The following is a 13990-nucleotide window of genomic DNA, read 5'->3' as shown; positions in this document are numbered from 1 at the left end:
TGATTTTTAACTCGATGAAGTTATAACGAGTATAAAAAAAGCCCCTGCATTTGTGTTTAGCAATAGGGGCCAATTGAATATAAATTTAATGAAGAAATTGTATCTGTTTTGACGATTTACTCTTCTGCATCCTCATCGCTTGCTTCAGGGATTGCATCAACGTCAAATTCTGTCTGCTGATCGAGCGTAAAATGTAAGCGTCCAGCCATTACACTTGCGAGTTCTTCTAAACCTAATTTGTTAAGTGATGAGAAAAGCTGAATAGAAAAATCAAGCTTCATTTTTTTCAGTTGTTGTTTAACTTCAAGCAAGACTTTGTTCGCTGGACCGCGGTTAAGTTTGTCTGCTTTAGTTAAAAGAATATGTACAAATAGATGGCGTGAATAAGCCCACTCTAGCATCATCATGTCAAAATGCTGTAGTGGATGGCGAATATCCATAAGTAATACCAAGCCTTGTAAGCTTTTACGATGGATTAAATAGTTTTCTAATTCTTTTTGCCAAACACGCTTCATATCTTCTGGTACGGCAGCATAGCCATAACCTGGAAGGTCAACCAAGCGTTGAGCAGGGTTACCCAGACTAAAGAAGTTAATCATTTGAGTACGGCCAGGCTTTTTAGAAGCGCGCGCGAGTTGCTTTTTGTTAGTTAAAGCATTAATAGCACTGGACTTACCAGCATTTGAGCGTCCTGCAAAAGCAATTTCGTAGCCACTATCTTCAACACAAAGTGCCAATTTAGGTGCACTCATTAAAAATTCAGCTTGGCGTAACCAGTTCAAAGATTGCACGGCATATTCCGTGATCGCTGGATCTGGTTTCTTTTCATAACTGATCTTTTGCTTGGGTGCGAGTCTGGCTTTGGTGTCTTTCGATTTTTCACTACGACGCATAAAAAATAACTTTTTAAATGAGAGGGCTCGCGCCTAGTATAAAGGAGCTTGGTTATTCTTGCTAATTTTCAGTAAGCTTGCTTGTAAAGATAAATAGAATTACACGCATTAGATTTGTAAAAAGTCTATAGGGGAGGTGTTTGAAGCAGATTTAGGCTGTTGTAGGACTTCACCCAACGTATATTGATCTAAACTTTGATAGAAACTTTCTAAAGCCTGATCAAGAATTCCTTTTAAGCCGCAATGGGAACGTAATACACAAGGTGGGGTATTACATTCAACAATTTGATGGTCACCTTGTAAAATTCGTACAATAGCACCGAGCTTTAAATCTAAAGCTTTGGGATTTAAGCGAATTCCACCACCTTTCCCACGAATGGTAATAATCCACTCTTGTTTGCCCATAAAATGGACAACCTTCACAAGATGATTTTGCGAAACATATAAATCTTTAGCGATTTCTGCAATCGTGTATGGTGCATCACTTGGACGAGCGACATACATTAATATTCGCAAAGCATAATCGGTAAATTTATTAAGTTGCATGATCACCAGAAAACTAAGGGTTGAAAGGACGATCATCTTAGCCTGAAAGTCTAAAGAATAAAACTTTCAGGCTAGAGCTTTTTAAGTTACAGCGTTAAAGGAGCTGAAACTTGTACTTGATCGCCAACTCTATAATGCTCAAGCAAAATGTTCGGAACTGAGAACTCTGTATGATTTTCTTCAGGCTGAACATCAAAATGATAAGTATTGTTTTCTTGAGCCTCTGTAAATTTAAAAGCTTTAGGTTGTTCAAGCTGTTGCTCAGGAACCTGAACTTTTACAGAAATAAAAGCATTTGCTGGACTAGTTAATACGTCTTCATGATCTGTCGCTTTTAATGTAAAGCGTTTGCCAGATTCAAGTGGATCAATTTGTGTAATTTCAAATGAACGCCAGCCAGCCCATCCACCTTTTAAACTCTCCAGCTGTTCATATTTTTGTTTTTCAACACCAATTAAAATATCCGCTAACTGTAAATAAGCTTGTTTCCAAGCTTCAATCAGTTCGGATTCAAAAGGAACATTTAAAACTTCACTAATTGAATGAAGTAAGTTGTCGCCCACAATTGCATATTGATCTGGCTGAATATCTAAACTTACATGCTTGGTGGTAATACGTTCAACTGCTTTGGCAAGCACCGTAGGGTTTTCAATGTTTTCCGCATATGCGAGTACCGCTGCTGCAAGGGCACGAGGTTGGCGTAGGCTGGTTTGATCATCAAGATTAAAAACATTTTTTAATTCTGGGTTGTTATTCAACATACGCTTATAAAAGTATGTAGTCAGCGTAACGCCGTGTTCACGTAAAACCGATACAGTAGATTTAACGAGTTCAATTTGTTGTGGAGTCATGGCTAGACCTTAATTATCTGGCTATATAAGATGTATTTAAAATACATCTTTAAAAAAATTGTCGCAATAGCTTTTTTACAAAAACCTTAAAAAAATTAAGGGATATTAAATCCCTTGAAATAAAATAATGATCTAGTTGGATTTTTTATTTTCCAAATAATGAGCCGAGTAGTCCTCGTACTAATTTTTGTCCTGTACTACCCCCTAAACTTCGAGCAGCACTTTTTGCAAAAGTTCCAACAATATCTTGAGTTAGTTTTGCACGCTCTCTGGCAGCACGTTCTTCTTCCTTTTGTTGATCACGTGCTAATCTTTCTTGCTCCTTGGCTTGTTGCTTCGCTAAAGCTTCTTGTTCTTTTGCAAGCTCGGCATCTTGTTTCTGTTGCTCTCGCTCAGCGACTTTGTTCTGAAGCATTTCATAAGCACTTTCGCGGTCTATAGCTTGCTCATAGACACCAGCAATAATACTTTGTGCAATCAAACTTTTTCGTTCTTCAGGCGTGATGGGGGTAAAAGAAGAATAAGGAGGCATGACCCAACCACGTTCGACAATTTGCGGTGTACCTTGCTCATCTAGGCAACTAATAAGTGCTTCACCTACAGCTAATTGTGTAATAGCTTCATCCACTTTGAAGTCTGGATTAGAGCGAAAGGTATCGGCTGCGGTTTTTACAGCTTTTTGATCTTTAGGGGTAAATGCGCGTAATGCATGTTGTACACGGTTACCAAGCTGTCCCAGAACATTTTCTGGTAAATCAAGTGGATTTTGTGTAATAAAATAAATGCCGACACCTTTAGAGCGAATCAAACGGACCACTTGTTGAATTTTTTCTTGTAGAGCTTGGCTGGCATTATCAAATAACAAATGAGCTTCATCAAAGAAAAAGACTAGCTTAGGTTTATCTAGGTCACCGACCTCAGGGAGTTTTTCAAATAGCTCCGAAAGCATCCATAACAAGAAAGTAGCATATAACTTAGGAGTATTCATGAGCTTGTCAGCAGCAAGAATATTGATATAGCCGTGTCCATTTGTGTCGGTTTGTATAAAGTCTAAAATATCTAAAGCAGGCTCTCCAAAAAACTGCTCTCCACCTTGGTCGGCAAGAGCAAGAAGATTGCGTTGAATTGCTCCTAAGCTCGCTGGAGACAAATTGCCATATTCAGCTTTAAACTCTGCTGCATGTTCACTGACAAAGGTGATCATCGCCTTTAAATCTTTAAAGTCGACTAACAGCAATCCTTGATCATCTGCAATACGAAACACCGCAGATAAGACACCTTCTTGAGTGTCATTTAAGTTGAGAATACGAGCCAATAAAATTGGCCCAATTTCAGAAATAGTGGTTCGAATAGGGTGGCCTTGTTGGCCAAATAAGTCCCAGAAAATGACAGGATTGGCGGCAAATGGAACACTATCAATTTGTAGAAGCTTTAAGCGTTCATTAAATTTATCTGAAGCTTCTCCGGCTTTTGCGAGACTTGAAACATCACCTTTTGCATCGGCAAGAAATACGGGCACGCCGATTCGGGAAAAACTTTCTGCAAGAACCTTTAAAGTGACAGTTTTACCTGTGCCTGTTGCACCTGCAATTAGGCCATGACGGTTGGCAAATTGAGAAAGCAAAACAATTTCTTTTGATGTGTCATTCGTATTTTTAGCAATAACAATCGGTGTACCCATATATTTATCCCTTGTTGCGAGCCACTATTCATATTTTCGTTTTACAGCTGTTGCAGTGCGTTTTGGATATCTTGGATTAAATCTTGGGGATCTTCTAGCCCTATACAGAATCGAACCAATAAACCTTGTTGTAAATGTGTATTCTCAAGCTTTCTCATCATTTTTAAATCATAAAGCATTACCAGGCTAACTGGTCCACCCCAACTAAACCCAAGTTTAAAGAGTCTAAGCGCATCACAAAAACGACGGACTGCCTTTAAGTCATAGTCGGGCTTGAAAATAACACTGACTAAACCGGCACTCTGACCATTAGTGCAGATTTCTTGCCAATATTGATGGCCAGGGGAGGTTTCGTCACTTGGGTGTAAAACTTGCGAAAATTGAGATTGTTCCTTTAACCATCTAAGTAATGTTTCAGCATTGGATGACTGCTGTTCATAGCGCAGAGACATATGAGCAAGACTGCGTTGAATTTGAGCGGTATCATCTCCAGAAACTGCAATACCTAAAATGGCATGGGTGCGGAATAAACGGTGATGAAGCTTTTCATCACGAGTAACAATGCTGCCCATTAAAATATCACCACCACCACTTGGATATTTGGTCAGTGCGTGGACGGTTAAGTCGACTGATAAATGCTCATCGGAAAAATCAAAAGCATTGAAAGCCAGCCCTGCTCCCCAAGTATTATCAAGCGCTGTTAATACACCATGTTTTTTAGCTTTTATGACTAGGTTTTTGAGATCAGGGAATTCTAAAGTAACCGAACCCGCAGCTTCTAACCATAGTAGTTTACTGTTTTCAGTGGGTTGAAAACTTGAAGCATCAATGGGGTTATATACTTTTACCTGAATACCATATTGACTCTGCAAATAACTCAAATGTTCTAGATTTGGTCCATAAATATTGTCTGGCACCCATACTTCATCATTGGTGCTTAAAAATGCTGAGTTCACAATATTAATTGCTGATAGCCCACTTGGTGCAAGTAAACAATGCGTTCCACCTTCAATTTGCGCAATATTGTCGCCTAAGGTGAAAGTAGTGGGGGTGCCGTGTGTGCCATAACTGTAGTCATAAGGATCAGTCCAATGGCGATCAAAAAGGTGCGAAGTCGATTTAAAAATAATAGTCGATGCACGAAATACGGGAGGTTGCACTGTTTCAATAAATTGCGGTGCTTTTCGTGGTGCATGAATGAGGCGAGTCTGGAAATCGTTATGCTTTTTCATAGTGCGCTATGCTTTAAATAATAAGATTAGATTAAGAGAAAATGTGTCTATTCGCTAGATTTTTGATTTTTTCTAAGAGGTTTAGTTACTTGAATTGTATTCTTTAAAAACTTGGCTTTATTTTTGCAAAGATCAAATCAACATTCTAACAACAATAGGTTTAAGCGCATGAAGTCGCATTTACGTGTTCATTATTTTCAACATATCGCTGGTGAAGGATTTGGAAGTTGTTATTCATTTTTAAAAGCTCATCATGCGACCATTAGCTCTACTGAGTTTTTTGCACTTCCGGTTGATCGGTCTTTAGAAATAGAAGCTTTACCTCAGATTGAAGAGGTTGACTTGTTATTGATCATGGGTGGAACCATGAGTGTAAATGACGAGGCTAATTATCCGTGGCTTAAAATAGAAAAAAGATGGTTGCGTCGATATTTAGCAGCAGGTAAACCAGCTATAGGTCTTTGCTTGGGTGGACAGTTAATTGCAAATGCATTAGGTGCAGCAGTTAGTCGTAACCGTTATCAGGAACTGGGGTGGTCAACCGTTCAGAGAGTTGCAAACTTACCTCAAGAGAGCTTTCCGTTGCCTGAAAAAATGAAAGTGATGCAATGGCATAGCGAAACATTTGAAATACCTAAAGGCGCTATACGCTTGGCAGAGAGCATCGCTTGTCGTAATCAGGTTTATCAAATTGGGAAAAATGTATTGGGTTTTCAATTTCATCCGGAAATGACTCCGGCGTCTTTGCAACTCCTACTTGAAAATGAAGAGGAGCTGGCTATTTTTAATGGAGAATATGTTCAATCTGCGCATGAATTACAATATTCAGAAGCACAAAAGTTTGAACAAGGTAATCAACTGTTAAATAAAGCGATTGAGTTTGTGATAAATGCTTAGATGAGTTATGAATACTCGGCTAAAGCAGGATTTGAACAAAAAATAGAAAAAGAGAATTGCATAAGACTTAAACAATCGTTATAATGAGCGACCCTCAAGAAGAGGGCATTTACTGCGAAGAAAGTAGTAAATGTGCATTACAGTCGTGGCATCGATCACGACCTTGGTGATTATCACTGCCTTTGACACTTACCAAATAGGTGAGATGCGTCAAAGGTGATTCTTTATATATTTGGCTTGGAGTTTACTGGTATGTCTAACCAGAGAATTCGTATCCGTCTTAAGTCTTTTGATCATCGTCTGATTGATCAATCTGCTCAAGAGATCGTAGAAACCGCTAAGCGTACTGGCGCACAAGTGTGTGGTCCAATTCCGATGCCTACTCGCATCGAACGCTTCAACGTTCTTACTTCACCGCACGTTAACAAAGATGCGCGTGACCAGTACGAAATCCGCACCTATAAACGTTTGATCGACATCGTTCAACCTACAGATAAAACTGTTGATGCATTGATGAAGTTAGATCTTGCAGCTGGTGTTGATGTTCAGATCGCTTTGGGTTAAGGCTTTCGGTTAATTAACGATTAGTTAATTAGGCCGCTTTTTTAGAGGTTTATGCACATGGCTATTGGTTTAGTCGGTCGCAAATGTGGTATGACTCGCATCTTTACAGATGCTGGTGTTTCTGTACCTGTTACAGTCATCGAAGTCGATCCAAACCGCATTACGCAAATCAAAACACTTGAAACTGATGGTTATCAAGCTGTTCAAGTAACTACTGGTGAACGTCGCGAATCTCGCGTAACTAATGCTCAGAAAGGTCACTTCGCGAAAGCTGGTGTTGCTGCTGGTCGTTTAGTTAAAGAGTTCCGTGTTACTGAAGCTGAGCTTGAAGGTCGTGAAGTTGGCGGCACTATTGGCGTTGATTTGTTCACAGTTGGTCAAGTTGTTGACGTAACTGGTCAATCAAAAGGTAAAGGTTTCCAAGGTGGTGTTAAGCGTTGGAATTTCCGTACTCAAGACGCTACTCACGGTAACTCAGTTTCTCACCGTGTATTAGGTTCTACAGGTCAAAACCAAACTCCTGGACGCGTGTTCAAAGGCAAAAAAATGGCTGGTCACTTAGGTGACGAACGCGTAACAGTACAAGGTCTTGAAATCGTATCTATTGACGCTGAACGTTCTGTTTTAGTTGTTAAAGGTGCAATTCCTGGTGCAACTGGCGGCGACGTGATTGTACGTCCTACCATCAAGGCCTGAGGGGAAATACCGTGAATTTGAAAACTGTTTCCGGCTCTGCTGTTGAATTGTCTGAAGTTGCTTTCGGACGTGAATTTAACGAAGCTCTTGTACACCAAGTTGTTACTGCTTACTTAGCAGGTGGTCGTCAAGGTACTCGTGCTCAAAAATCGCGTGCAGACGTTTCTGGCGGTGGTAAAAAACCATTCCGTCAAAAAGGTACTGGTCGTGCTCGTGCGGGTTCTATTCGTAGCCCTATCTGGGTTGGTGGTGGTAAAACTTTTGCTGCTCGTCCACAAGATTGGTCTCAAAAAGTAAACCGTAAGATGTACCGCGGTGCAATGCAATGTATCTTAGCTGAACTCGTTCGCCAAGATCGCCTTGTATTAGTTGAAGAGTTTGCTGTTGCAGCTCCAAAAACTAAAGAATTGCTTGCAAAACTTAACGACTTAAATGCTGCTCGCGCATTAATCGTTACTGACGCTGTAGATGAGAACTTATATCTTGCAGCACGCAACCTTCCGCATGTAGATGTGGTAGATGCAACTGCAATCGATCCTGTAAGCTTGATTGCGTTTGATAAAGTTGTGATGTCTGTAGCTGCTGCTAAGAAAATTGAGGTAGAACTCGGATGAACAACGAACGTATCTATCAAGTCCTTAAAGGACCAGTATTCTCAGAAAAGGCACAAGTTTTAGGTGATACTGTTGGTGTTCAAGTATTTAAAGTAGACATTAACGCTACTAAACTTGAAATCAAAAAAGCAGTTGAAAAACTTTTTGGTGTAGAAGTTGTTAAAGTTAACACAACTATTACTAAAGGTAAGACTAAGCGCTTTGGTCGTACATTAGGACGCCGTTCTGATGTTAAAAAAGCATACGTCACCCTGAAAGCCGGCCAAGATGTTGAAATGGCTGACTTGGGCGATACCGCTGAAAGCGCAGCGGAATAAGGACGAAAATTATGCCGATTCAAAAATGTAAGCCAACGTCTCCAGGACGTCGCTTTGTAGAGAAAGTGGTTCATGACCATCTTCACAAAGGCGCTCCTTACGCACCGTTGGTTGAAGCTAAAAAACGTACTGGTGGTCGTAATAACAACGGTCACATTACTACTCGTCACGTTGGTGGTGGTCATAAACAACACTACCGTATCGTTGACTTTAAACGTAACAAAGACAGCATCCCAGCTGTTGTAGAGCGTATTGAATACGATCCAAACCGTACAGCACATATTGCTTTATTGAAATATGCTGACGGTGAGCGTCGTTATATCATTGCACCTAAAGGCTTACGTGCTGGTGATAAAGTACAATCTGGTAACGATGCTCCAATTCGTCCAGGTAACTGCTTACCACTTCGCAATATGCCGATTGGTTCTACACTTCATAACGTTGAACTTAAAATTGGTAAGGGTGCGCAATTAGCGCGTTCTGCTGGTGCTTCTGTTCAGTTGTTGGGTCGTGATGGTTCTTACGCGATTATTCGTCTTCGTTCAGGCGAAATGCGTAAAGTACATGTTGAATGCCGCGCTGTAATTGGTGAAGTTTCTAACCAAGAAAACAACCTTCGTTCATTGGGTAAAGCTGGTGCTTCGCGCTGGCGTGGTGTTCGTCCTACCGTACGTGGTATGGCGATGAACCCGATTGATCACCCGCACGGTGGTGGTGAAGGGCGTAACAAAGGTATTCAACCTGTAAGCCCATGGGGTCAAAAAGCTAAAGGGTACAAGACACGTACCAATAAGCGTACGACTAAGATGATTATTCGCGACCGTCGCGTCAAGTAAAGGAATCTGACTAATGCCTCGTTCTCTGAAAAAAGGCCCATTCGTCGATGCGCACTTGTTCGCTAAGGTTGAAGCGGCTGTTGCTAGTAACTCTCGCAAGCCGATTAAAACTTGGTCTCGTCGTTCGATGATCCTTCCAGATTTTGTTGGTTTAACAATCTCTGTTCATAATGGTCGTAATCACGTTCCAGTAATTGTTACTGAGCATATGGTTGGTCATAAACTCGGTGAATTCGCGCCAACTCGTACCTATCGTGGTCACGGTGTTGACAAGAAATCTAAACGTTAATAGGTGTCATGATGGAAGTAACTGCTAAATTACGCGGTGCCGCTATCTCGGCACAAAAAGCACGTTTGGTTGCAGATCTTATTCGCGGCAAATCTGTTGCGCATGCTTTAAATATCTTGAACTTCAGCAATAAAAAAGCTGCTGCTCTAGTAAAAAAAGCATTGGAATCTGCGATTGCAAACGCTGAACACAATAACAGTTTAGATGTTGACGATCTTAAAGTTTCTACGATTTACGTTGATGAAGGCATGAGCCTTAAACGTATTATGCCACGTGCTAAAGGCCGTGCAGATCGTATTACTAAGCGTACTTGTCACATCACCGTTAAGGTAGGGGTTTGATATGGGTCAGAAGGTTCATCCAATCGGTATCCGCCTAGGTGTTGTGAAACGTCATAACGCTAACTGGTATGCGAATCCGAAACAATACGCTGAATACTTGCTTAAAGATCTTCAAGTTCGTGAGTTTTTAACTAAAAAACTTAAGAATGCGATGGTAAGCAACATTCTTATCGAACGTCCATCGGGTGCTGCTAAAGTAACAATTAGCACAGCTCGTCCTGGTATCGTAATCGGTAAAAAAGGCGAAGATATTGAGAAATTACAGCGCGAACTTACCAGCATTATGGGTGTTCCAGCGCAAGTAAGTATCAACGAAATTGATCGCCCAGACTTAGATGCGCGTTTAGTTGCTGAAGCTATCGCTTCTCAATTAGAAAAGCGTGTAATGTTCCGTCGTGCTATGAAGCGTGCGGTACAAAACACTATGCGTGCTGGTGCTAAAGGTATCAAAGTTGAAGTGTCTGGCCGTTTAGGTGGTGCAGAGATTGCTCGTACAGAATGGTATCGTGAAGGTCGTGTACCTTTACATACATTACGTGCAGACATTGACTATGCAACTATGCGTGCAGAAACAACTTACGGTACGATTGGTGTTAAAGTTTGGATTTTCCGTGGCGAGATCTTAGGTGGCATGAAACAAGTCATGAACCCTGCTCCTGCTGAAGATCGTCCAGCTAAACGTGGTCGTGGTCGTGGTGAAGGTCAAGAGCGTCGTGGTCGTCGCGGTGACCGTGCTGCTGACAAGGGAGAATAATCCATGTTGCAACCTAAACGTACCAAATTCCGTAAAGTGCACAAAGGCCGTAACACTGGTCTAGCGCATCGTGGTAGTACAGTATCATTTGGTTCGATTGCAATTAAAGCAACTGAACGTGGTCGTATGACTGCGCGTCAGATTGAAGCTGCACGTCGTACTATTAGCCGCCGTATTAAGCGTGGTGGTAAAATCTTTATTCGCGTATTCCCGGATAAACCAATTACTCAAAAGCCTCTTGAAGTGCGTATGGGTAAAGGTAAGGGTAGCGTGGAATACTGGGTTTGCCAGATCCAACCAGGTAAGATCCTGTACGAAATTGAAGGTGTGAACGAAGAATTAGCGCGTGAAGCATTTGCTTTAGCTGCTGCTAAACTTCCGTTTAAAACCACTATCGTGACTCGGACGGTAATGTAATGAAAACTAAAGATCTACGTGAAAAATCGGTAGAAGAGTTGAAAGCTTTGCTTGATGAGCAACAGCTTAACCAATTCCGTCTTCGTATGGCGAAAGCAACTGGTCAGTTGGGTAAATCGCACGAAGTGCAAATTGCTCGTAAGACAATTGCTCGTATTAAGACACTCCTTACCGAAAAACAGGGGAACGGACAATGAGTGAAAAAACAGTCCGCACGTTAACCGGCAAAGTCGTAAGTGACAAAATGGATAAATCTATTGTTGTTCTTATTGAACGCCGCGTTCAACACCCGTTGTATGGCAAGTCAATTCGCCGTTCAACTAAGTTACACGCTCATGATGAGAACAATGTCGCTAAAATCGGTGATGTTGTAACCATTAAAGAAAGCCGCCCAATTTCTAAAACTAAAGCTTGGACTTTAGTGGAAGTAGTTGAAGCAGCTGCTGAGTAATTCGACGTTCTTGTTGCATCATCGGTCAATTTCGAGTACTCTTTGAGCCTTTCGAAATTGTGACCGGTGATGCTCGGTTTTGGAGTAGGGCAATGATTCAAACCGAAACTATGCTCGACGTAGCAGACAACAGTGGTGCTCGCCGCGTACAATGTATTAAAGTACTTGGTGGTTCACATCGTCGTTATGCTTCTGTTGGCGACATTATTAAAGTTACTGTAAAAGAAGCAATCCCACGCGCACGTGTTAAAAAAGGTGACGTGATGAATGCGGTTGTAGTTCGTACTAAATTCGGCATTCGTCGTCCAGATGGTTCTGTGATCCGTTTTGATGATAATGCTGCAGTTATCCTGAACAACAACAAAGCTCCGATTGCTACTCGTATCTTCGGACCAGTGACTCGTGAACTTCGTACTGAACAGTTCATGAAAATCATTTCATTGGCTCCTGAAGTTCTATAAGAGGCAATCATGGCTAAGATTAAAAAAGGCGATCAAGTTATCGTGATCGCAGGTAAAGAAAAAGGCAAACAGGGTACTGTATTGTCTGTTTCTGAAGACCGCGTTAAGGTTGAAGGCCTTAACTTAGTGAAGAAGCATCAAAAGCCGAATCGTGTAACTGGCGCTGAAGGCGGTGTAGTTACTCAAGAAGCTTCGCTTCATATTTCAAACGTGGCAATTTTAAATGCTACAACCCAGAAGGCTGACCGTGTTGGTTACCAAGTGATTGATGGCGTGAAAACTCGCGTTTATAAATCAAATGGTGAATCAGTGGCGGTAGCGAAGTAATAGGTTGAAAAGGCAATGGCCAGACTTAAAGCACGTTACAACGATGAACTTAAAGCGAAGTTAAAAGAAGAACTTAGCATTAAGAACGTGATGGAAATTCCACGCATCACAAAAATTACCCTAAACATGGGTGTAGGCGCAGCTGCAACTGATAAGAAATTATTAGATGGCGCTGTAGTCGACATGCAATTAATTGCTGGTCAAAAACCAGTAATTACACTTGCACGTAAATCTATCGCAGGTTTCAAAATCCGTGATGGTTGGCCAATTGGTTGTAAAGTTACTTTACGTGGCGACCAAATGTACGAATTCTTGGACCGTTTGATCTCTATCGCAATCCCTCGTATCCGTGACTTCCGTGGTTTCTCTTCGAAATCATTTGATGGTCGTGGTAACTACTCAATGGGTTTGAAAGAGCAAATCGTTTTCCCTGAAATCGATTTCGATAAGATTGATCGTATTCGTGGTATGGATATTACCATTACTACGACTGCTCGCACCGATGACGAAGGCCGTGCGCTTATGCGTGCATTCGGCTTCCCGTTCAAATAAGAGGTCGATATGGCTAAGAAAGGTATGATTAATCGCGAATTGAAACGCGAAAAGACTGTTGCTAAATACGCTGCAAAACGTGCTGAATTAAAAGCTACGATTGCAAACGTAAATGCAAGCGACGAAGAGCGTTTCGAAGCGATGTTAAAGTTACAAGCATTGCCACGTAATGCATCTCCGGTACGTCTTCGTAACCGTTGTGGTTTAACTGGTCGTCCTCATGGTTACTTCCGTAAGTTCGGTTTAAGCCGTAACAAACTACGTGACACAGTAATGCAAGGTGATGTACCAGGCGTTGTTAAGGCAAGCTGGTAAGGAGCGACTAAATGAGTATGCAAGATACCGTTGCCGACATGCTAACACGTGTTCGTAACGCACAAATGGCTAAGAAACAAACTGTTTCTATGCCTTCTTCTAAGTTGAAAGTTGCTATTGCAAATGTACTTCAACAAGAAGGTTATATTTCAAATGTAGAAGTTGCTCAAGAAGAGACAAAATCTACTTTGACTATTACTTTAAAATATTTCGAAGGCAAACCAGTTATCGAAATGGTTAAGCGCGTAAGCCGTCCAGGTCTTCGCCAATACCGTGGTAAAGATAAACTTCCAAGCGTTAAGCAAGGTTTAGGTATTGCAATTGTTTCTACAAGCAAAGGCATCATGACTGATCGCGCTGCACGTGCTGCAGGCGTTGGTGGTGAAGTTATTGCTTTTGTTTCTTAATAGGTGATTCCTCATGTCTCGTGTGGCTAAAGCCCCAGTAACTGTACCTAATGGTGTAGCAGTTACTCAGAACGGCCGGCAGGTCGAAGTGAAAGGCAGCAAAGGTACATTGTCTTTCAACCTGCATGCGCTGGTCGAGCTAAAACAGGAAGAAGGTAAACTTCAACTTGCTCCAGTTAAAGAATCGAAAGATGCTTGGATGCAAGCTGGTACTGCTCGCGCTGTATTGAACAACCTTGTAAAAGGTGTTAGTGAAGGCTTCGAACGTAAGTTACAGCTAGTTGGTGTTGGTTATAAAGCTGCGGTTAAAGGTACTGTTGTAAACCTTAACCTCGGTTATTCACACCCAATTGACTACGCTTTACCAGAAGGTGTAACAGCGGAAACTCCAACTGCAACTGAAATCATCTTGAAATCAGCAAACAAGCAGTTGTTAGGTCAAGTAGCGGCAGAAATTCGTGCATACCGTGCTCCTGAACCATATAAAGGTAAAGGTGTTCGTTATTCGGATGAAGTCATTCTTCGTAAAGAAGCTAAGAAGAAATAAGG

Annotated in this window: 22 protein-coding genes and 2 pseudogenes; 18 read left to right on the top strand and 6 right to left on the bottom strand. The window is 41.4% G+C overall.

Translation table 11 applies throughout. The features are described 5' to 3' along the window. Positions 1–116: 116 nt before the first annotated feature. The 6 genes and pseudogenes from yihA to ABLB96_RS00545 form a co-directional block, all read right to left on the bottom strand. On the bottom strand, positions 117–893 hold the full coding sequence (gene yihA / locus ABLB96_RS00570) for a ribosome biogenesis GTP-binding protein YihA/YsxC (protein ID WP_348895707.1): 777 nt from the start codon (positions 891–893) through the stop codon (positions 117–119). Between the two features lie 108 nt (positions 894–1001). After that, entirely contained in the window at positions 1002–1439 is a 438-nt protein-coding gene (locus ABLB96_RS00565) for an Rrf2 family transcriptional regulator (RefSeq protein WP_348895706.1), read from the bottom strand. 86 nt (positions 1440–1525) lie between these two features. Further along, positions 1526–2290, bottom strand: coding sequence for a globin domain-containing protein (locus ABLB96_RS00560; RefSeq protein WP_348895705.1), 765 nt, complete (start codon positions 2288–2290; stop codon positions 1526–1528). A 2-nt stretch (positions 2291–2292) separates the two neighbouring features. Next, positions 2293–2391: pseudogene (locus ABLB96_RS00555) on the bottom strand (hypothetical protein); the annotation flags it as partial. Positions 2392–2435: 44 nt separating this feature from the next. Then, positions 2436–3971 (bottom strand): helicase HerA-like domain-containing protein, encoded by a 1536-nt coding sequence (locus ABLB96_RS00550; protein WP_348895703.1) that lies wholly within the window; start codon positions 3969–3971, stop codon positions 2436–2438. Positions 3972–4012: 41 nt separating this feature from the next. Continuing rightward, a complete protein-coding gene (locus ABLB96_RS00545; protein ID WP_348895702.1) occupies positions 4013–5203 on the bottom strand; it encodes a PLP-dependent transferase in 1191 nt (396 codons plus the stop codon). Between the two features lie 168 nt (positions 5204–5371). Here ABLB96_RS00545 and ABLB96_RS00540 point away from each other — a divergent pair, with 168 nt between their 5' ends. The 18 genes and pseudogenes from ABLB96_RS00540 to rplF all read left to right on the top strand — a co-directional run bounded on the left by ABLB96_RS00540 (position 5372) and on the right by rplF (position 13988). After that, entirely contained in the window at positions 5372–6100 is a 729-nt protein-coding gene (locus ABLB96_RS00540; RefSeq protein WP_348895700.1) for a type 1 glutamine amidotransferase, read from the top strand. A gap of 252 nt (positions 6101–6352) precedes the next feature. Continuing rightward, positions 6353–6664, top strand: a complete 312-nt coding sequence (rpsJ, locus tag ABLB96_RS00535; RefSeq protein ID WP_000070912.1) for a 30S ribosomal protein S10 — start codon at positions 6353–6355, stop codon at positions 6662–6664. A 57-nt stretch (positions 6665–6721) separates the two neighbouring features. Beyond that, positions 6722–7360, top strand: a complete 639-nt coding sequence (gene rplC, locus ABLB96_RS00530; protein ID WP_002117051.1) for a 50S ribosomal protein L3 — start codon at positions 6722–6724, stop codon at positions 7358–7360. A gap of 11 nt (positions 7361–7371) precedes the next feature. Further along, on the top strand, positions 7372–7974 hold the full coding sequence (gene rplD / locus ABLB96_RS00525; protein ID WP_002049755.1) for a 50S ribosomal protein L4: 603 nt from the start codon (positions 7372–7374) through the stop codon (positions 7972–7974). Further along, a complete protein-coding gene (gene rplW, locus ABLB96_RS00520) occupies positions 7971–8291 on the top strand; it encodes a 50S ribosomal protein L23 (protein ID WP_002049693.1) in 321 nt (106 codons plus the stop codon). The genes rplD and rplW overlap by 4 nt, the downstream gene beginning before the upstream one ends. Positions 8292–8302: 11 nt before the next feature. Next, positions 8303–9127, top strand: a complete 825-nt coding sequence (gene rplB, locus ABLB96_RS00515) for a 50S ribosomal protein L2 (RefSeq protein ID WP_002049686.1) — start codon at positions 8303–8305, stop codon at positions 9125–9127. A gap of 13 nt (positions 9128–9140) precedes the next feature. Then, on the top strand, positions 9141–9416 hold the full coding sequence (gene rpsS, locus ABLB96_RS00510; RefSeq protein WP_001138119.1) for a 30S ribosomal protein S19: 276 nt from the start codon (positions 9141–9143) through the stop codon (positions 9414–9416). A gap of 11 nt (positions 9417–9427) precedes the next feature. Continuing rightward, positions 9428–9757, top strand: coding sequence for a 50S ribosomal protein L22 (gene rplV, locus ABLB96_RS00505; RefSeq protein ID WP_130172996.1), 330 nt, complete (start codon positions 9428–9430; stop codon positions 9755–9757). A 1-nt stretch (position 9758) separates the two neighbouring features. Next, positions 9759–10575: pseudogene (gene rpsC, locus ABLB96_RS00500) on the top strand (30S ribosomal protein S3). Then, positions 10515–10928, top strand: coding sequence for a 50S ribosomal protein L16 (gene rplP, locus ABLB96_RS00495; protein ID WP_002049688.1), 414 nt, complete (start codon positions 10515–10517; stop codon positions 10926–10928). The pseudogene rpsC and the gene rplP overlap by 61 nt, the downstream one beginning before the upstream one ends. Next, positions 10928–11125, top strand: coding sequence for a 50S ribosomal protein L29 (gene rpmC / locus ABLB96_RS00490; protein WP_000849927.1), 198 nt, complete (start codon positions 10928–10930; stop codon positions 11123–11125). Before rplP ends, rpmC begins: the two co-directional genes overlap by 1 nt. Continuing rightward, positions 11122–11379: a 30S ribosomal protein S17 gene (gene rpsQ, locus ABLB96_RS00485; protein ID WP_001291845.1), complete on the top strand. Its 258-nt coding sequence runs from the start codon at positions 11122–11124 to the stop codon at positions 11377–11379. Before rpmC ends, rpsQ begins: the two co-directional genes overlap by 4 nt. Positions 11380–11471: 92 nt before the next feature. After that, on the top strand, positions 11472–11840 hold the full coding sequence (gene rplN, locus ABLB96_RS00480; protein ID WP_001982634.1) for a 50S ribosomal protein L14: 369 nt from the start codon (positions 11472–11474) through the stop codon (positions 11838–11840). Positions 11841–11849: 9 nt separating this feature from the next. Then, entirely contained in the window at positions 11850–12167 is a 318-nt protein-coding gene (gene rplX, locus ABLB96_RS00475) for a 50S ribosomal protein L24 (RefSeq protein WP_002049703.1), read from the top strand. 15 nt (positions 12168–12182) lie between these two features. Next, positions 12183–12719 carry a 50S ribosomal protein L5 gene (gene rplE, locus ABLB96_RS00470; RefSeq protein ID WP_004789621.1) on the top strand — a complete coding sequence of 179 codons (537 nt, stop codon included), beginning with the start codon at positions 12183–12185 and terminating at the stop codon, positions 12717–12719. A 9-nt stretch (positions 12720–12728) separates the two neighbouring features. Beyond that, positions 12729–13034, top strand: coding sequence for a 30S ribosomal protein S14 (rpsN, locus tag ABLB96_RS00465; RefSeq protein ID WP_001074624.1), 306 nt, complete (start codon positions 12729–12731; stop codon positions 13032–13034). Positions 13035–13045: 11 nt separating this feature from the next. Continuing rightward, on the top strand, positions 13046–13441 hold the full coding sequence (gene rpsH, locus ABLB96_RS00460) for a 30S ribosomal protein S8 (RefSeq protein ID WP_002049732.1): 396 nt from the start codon (positions 13046–13048) through the stop codon (positions 13439–13441). 13 nt (positions 13442–13454) lie between these two features. Further along, complete coding sequence (gene rplF / locus ABLB96_RS00455) at positions 13455–13988, top strand: 50S ribosomal protein L6 (RefSeq protein WP_002049709.1); 534 nt, start codon at positions 13455–13457, stop codon at positions 13986–13988. Positions 13989–13990: the final 2 nt, after the last annotated feature.

Source organism: Acinetobacter sp. XH1741, assembly GCF_041021895.1.
Lineage (GTDB): Bacteria > Pseudomonadota > Gammaproteobacteria > Pseudomonadales > Moraxellaceae > Acinetobacter.
Note: the sequence above shows the minus strand (reverse complement) of the source record. Positions and strands in the feature narration are given on the sequence as shown.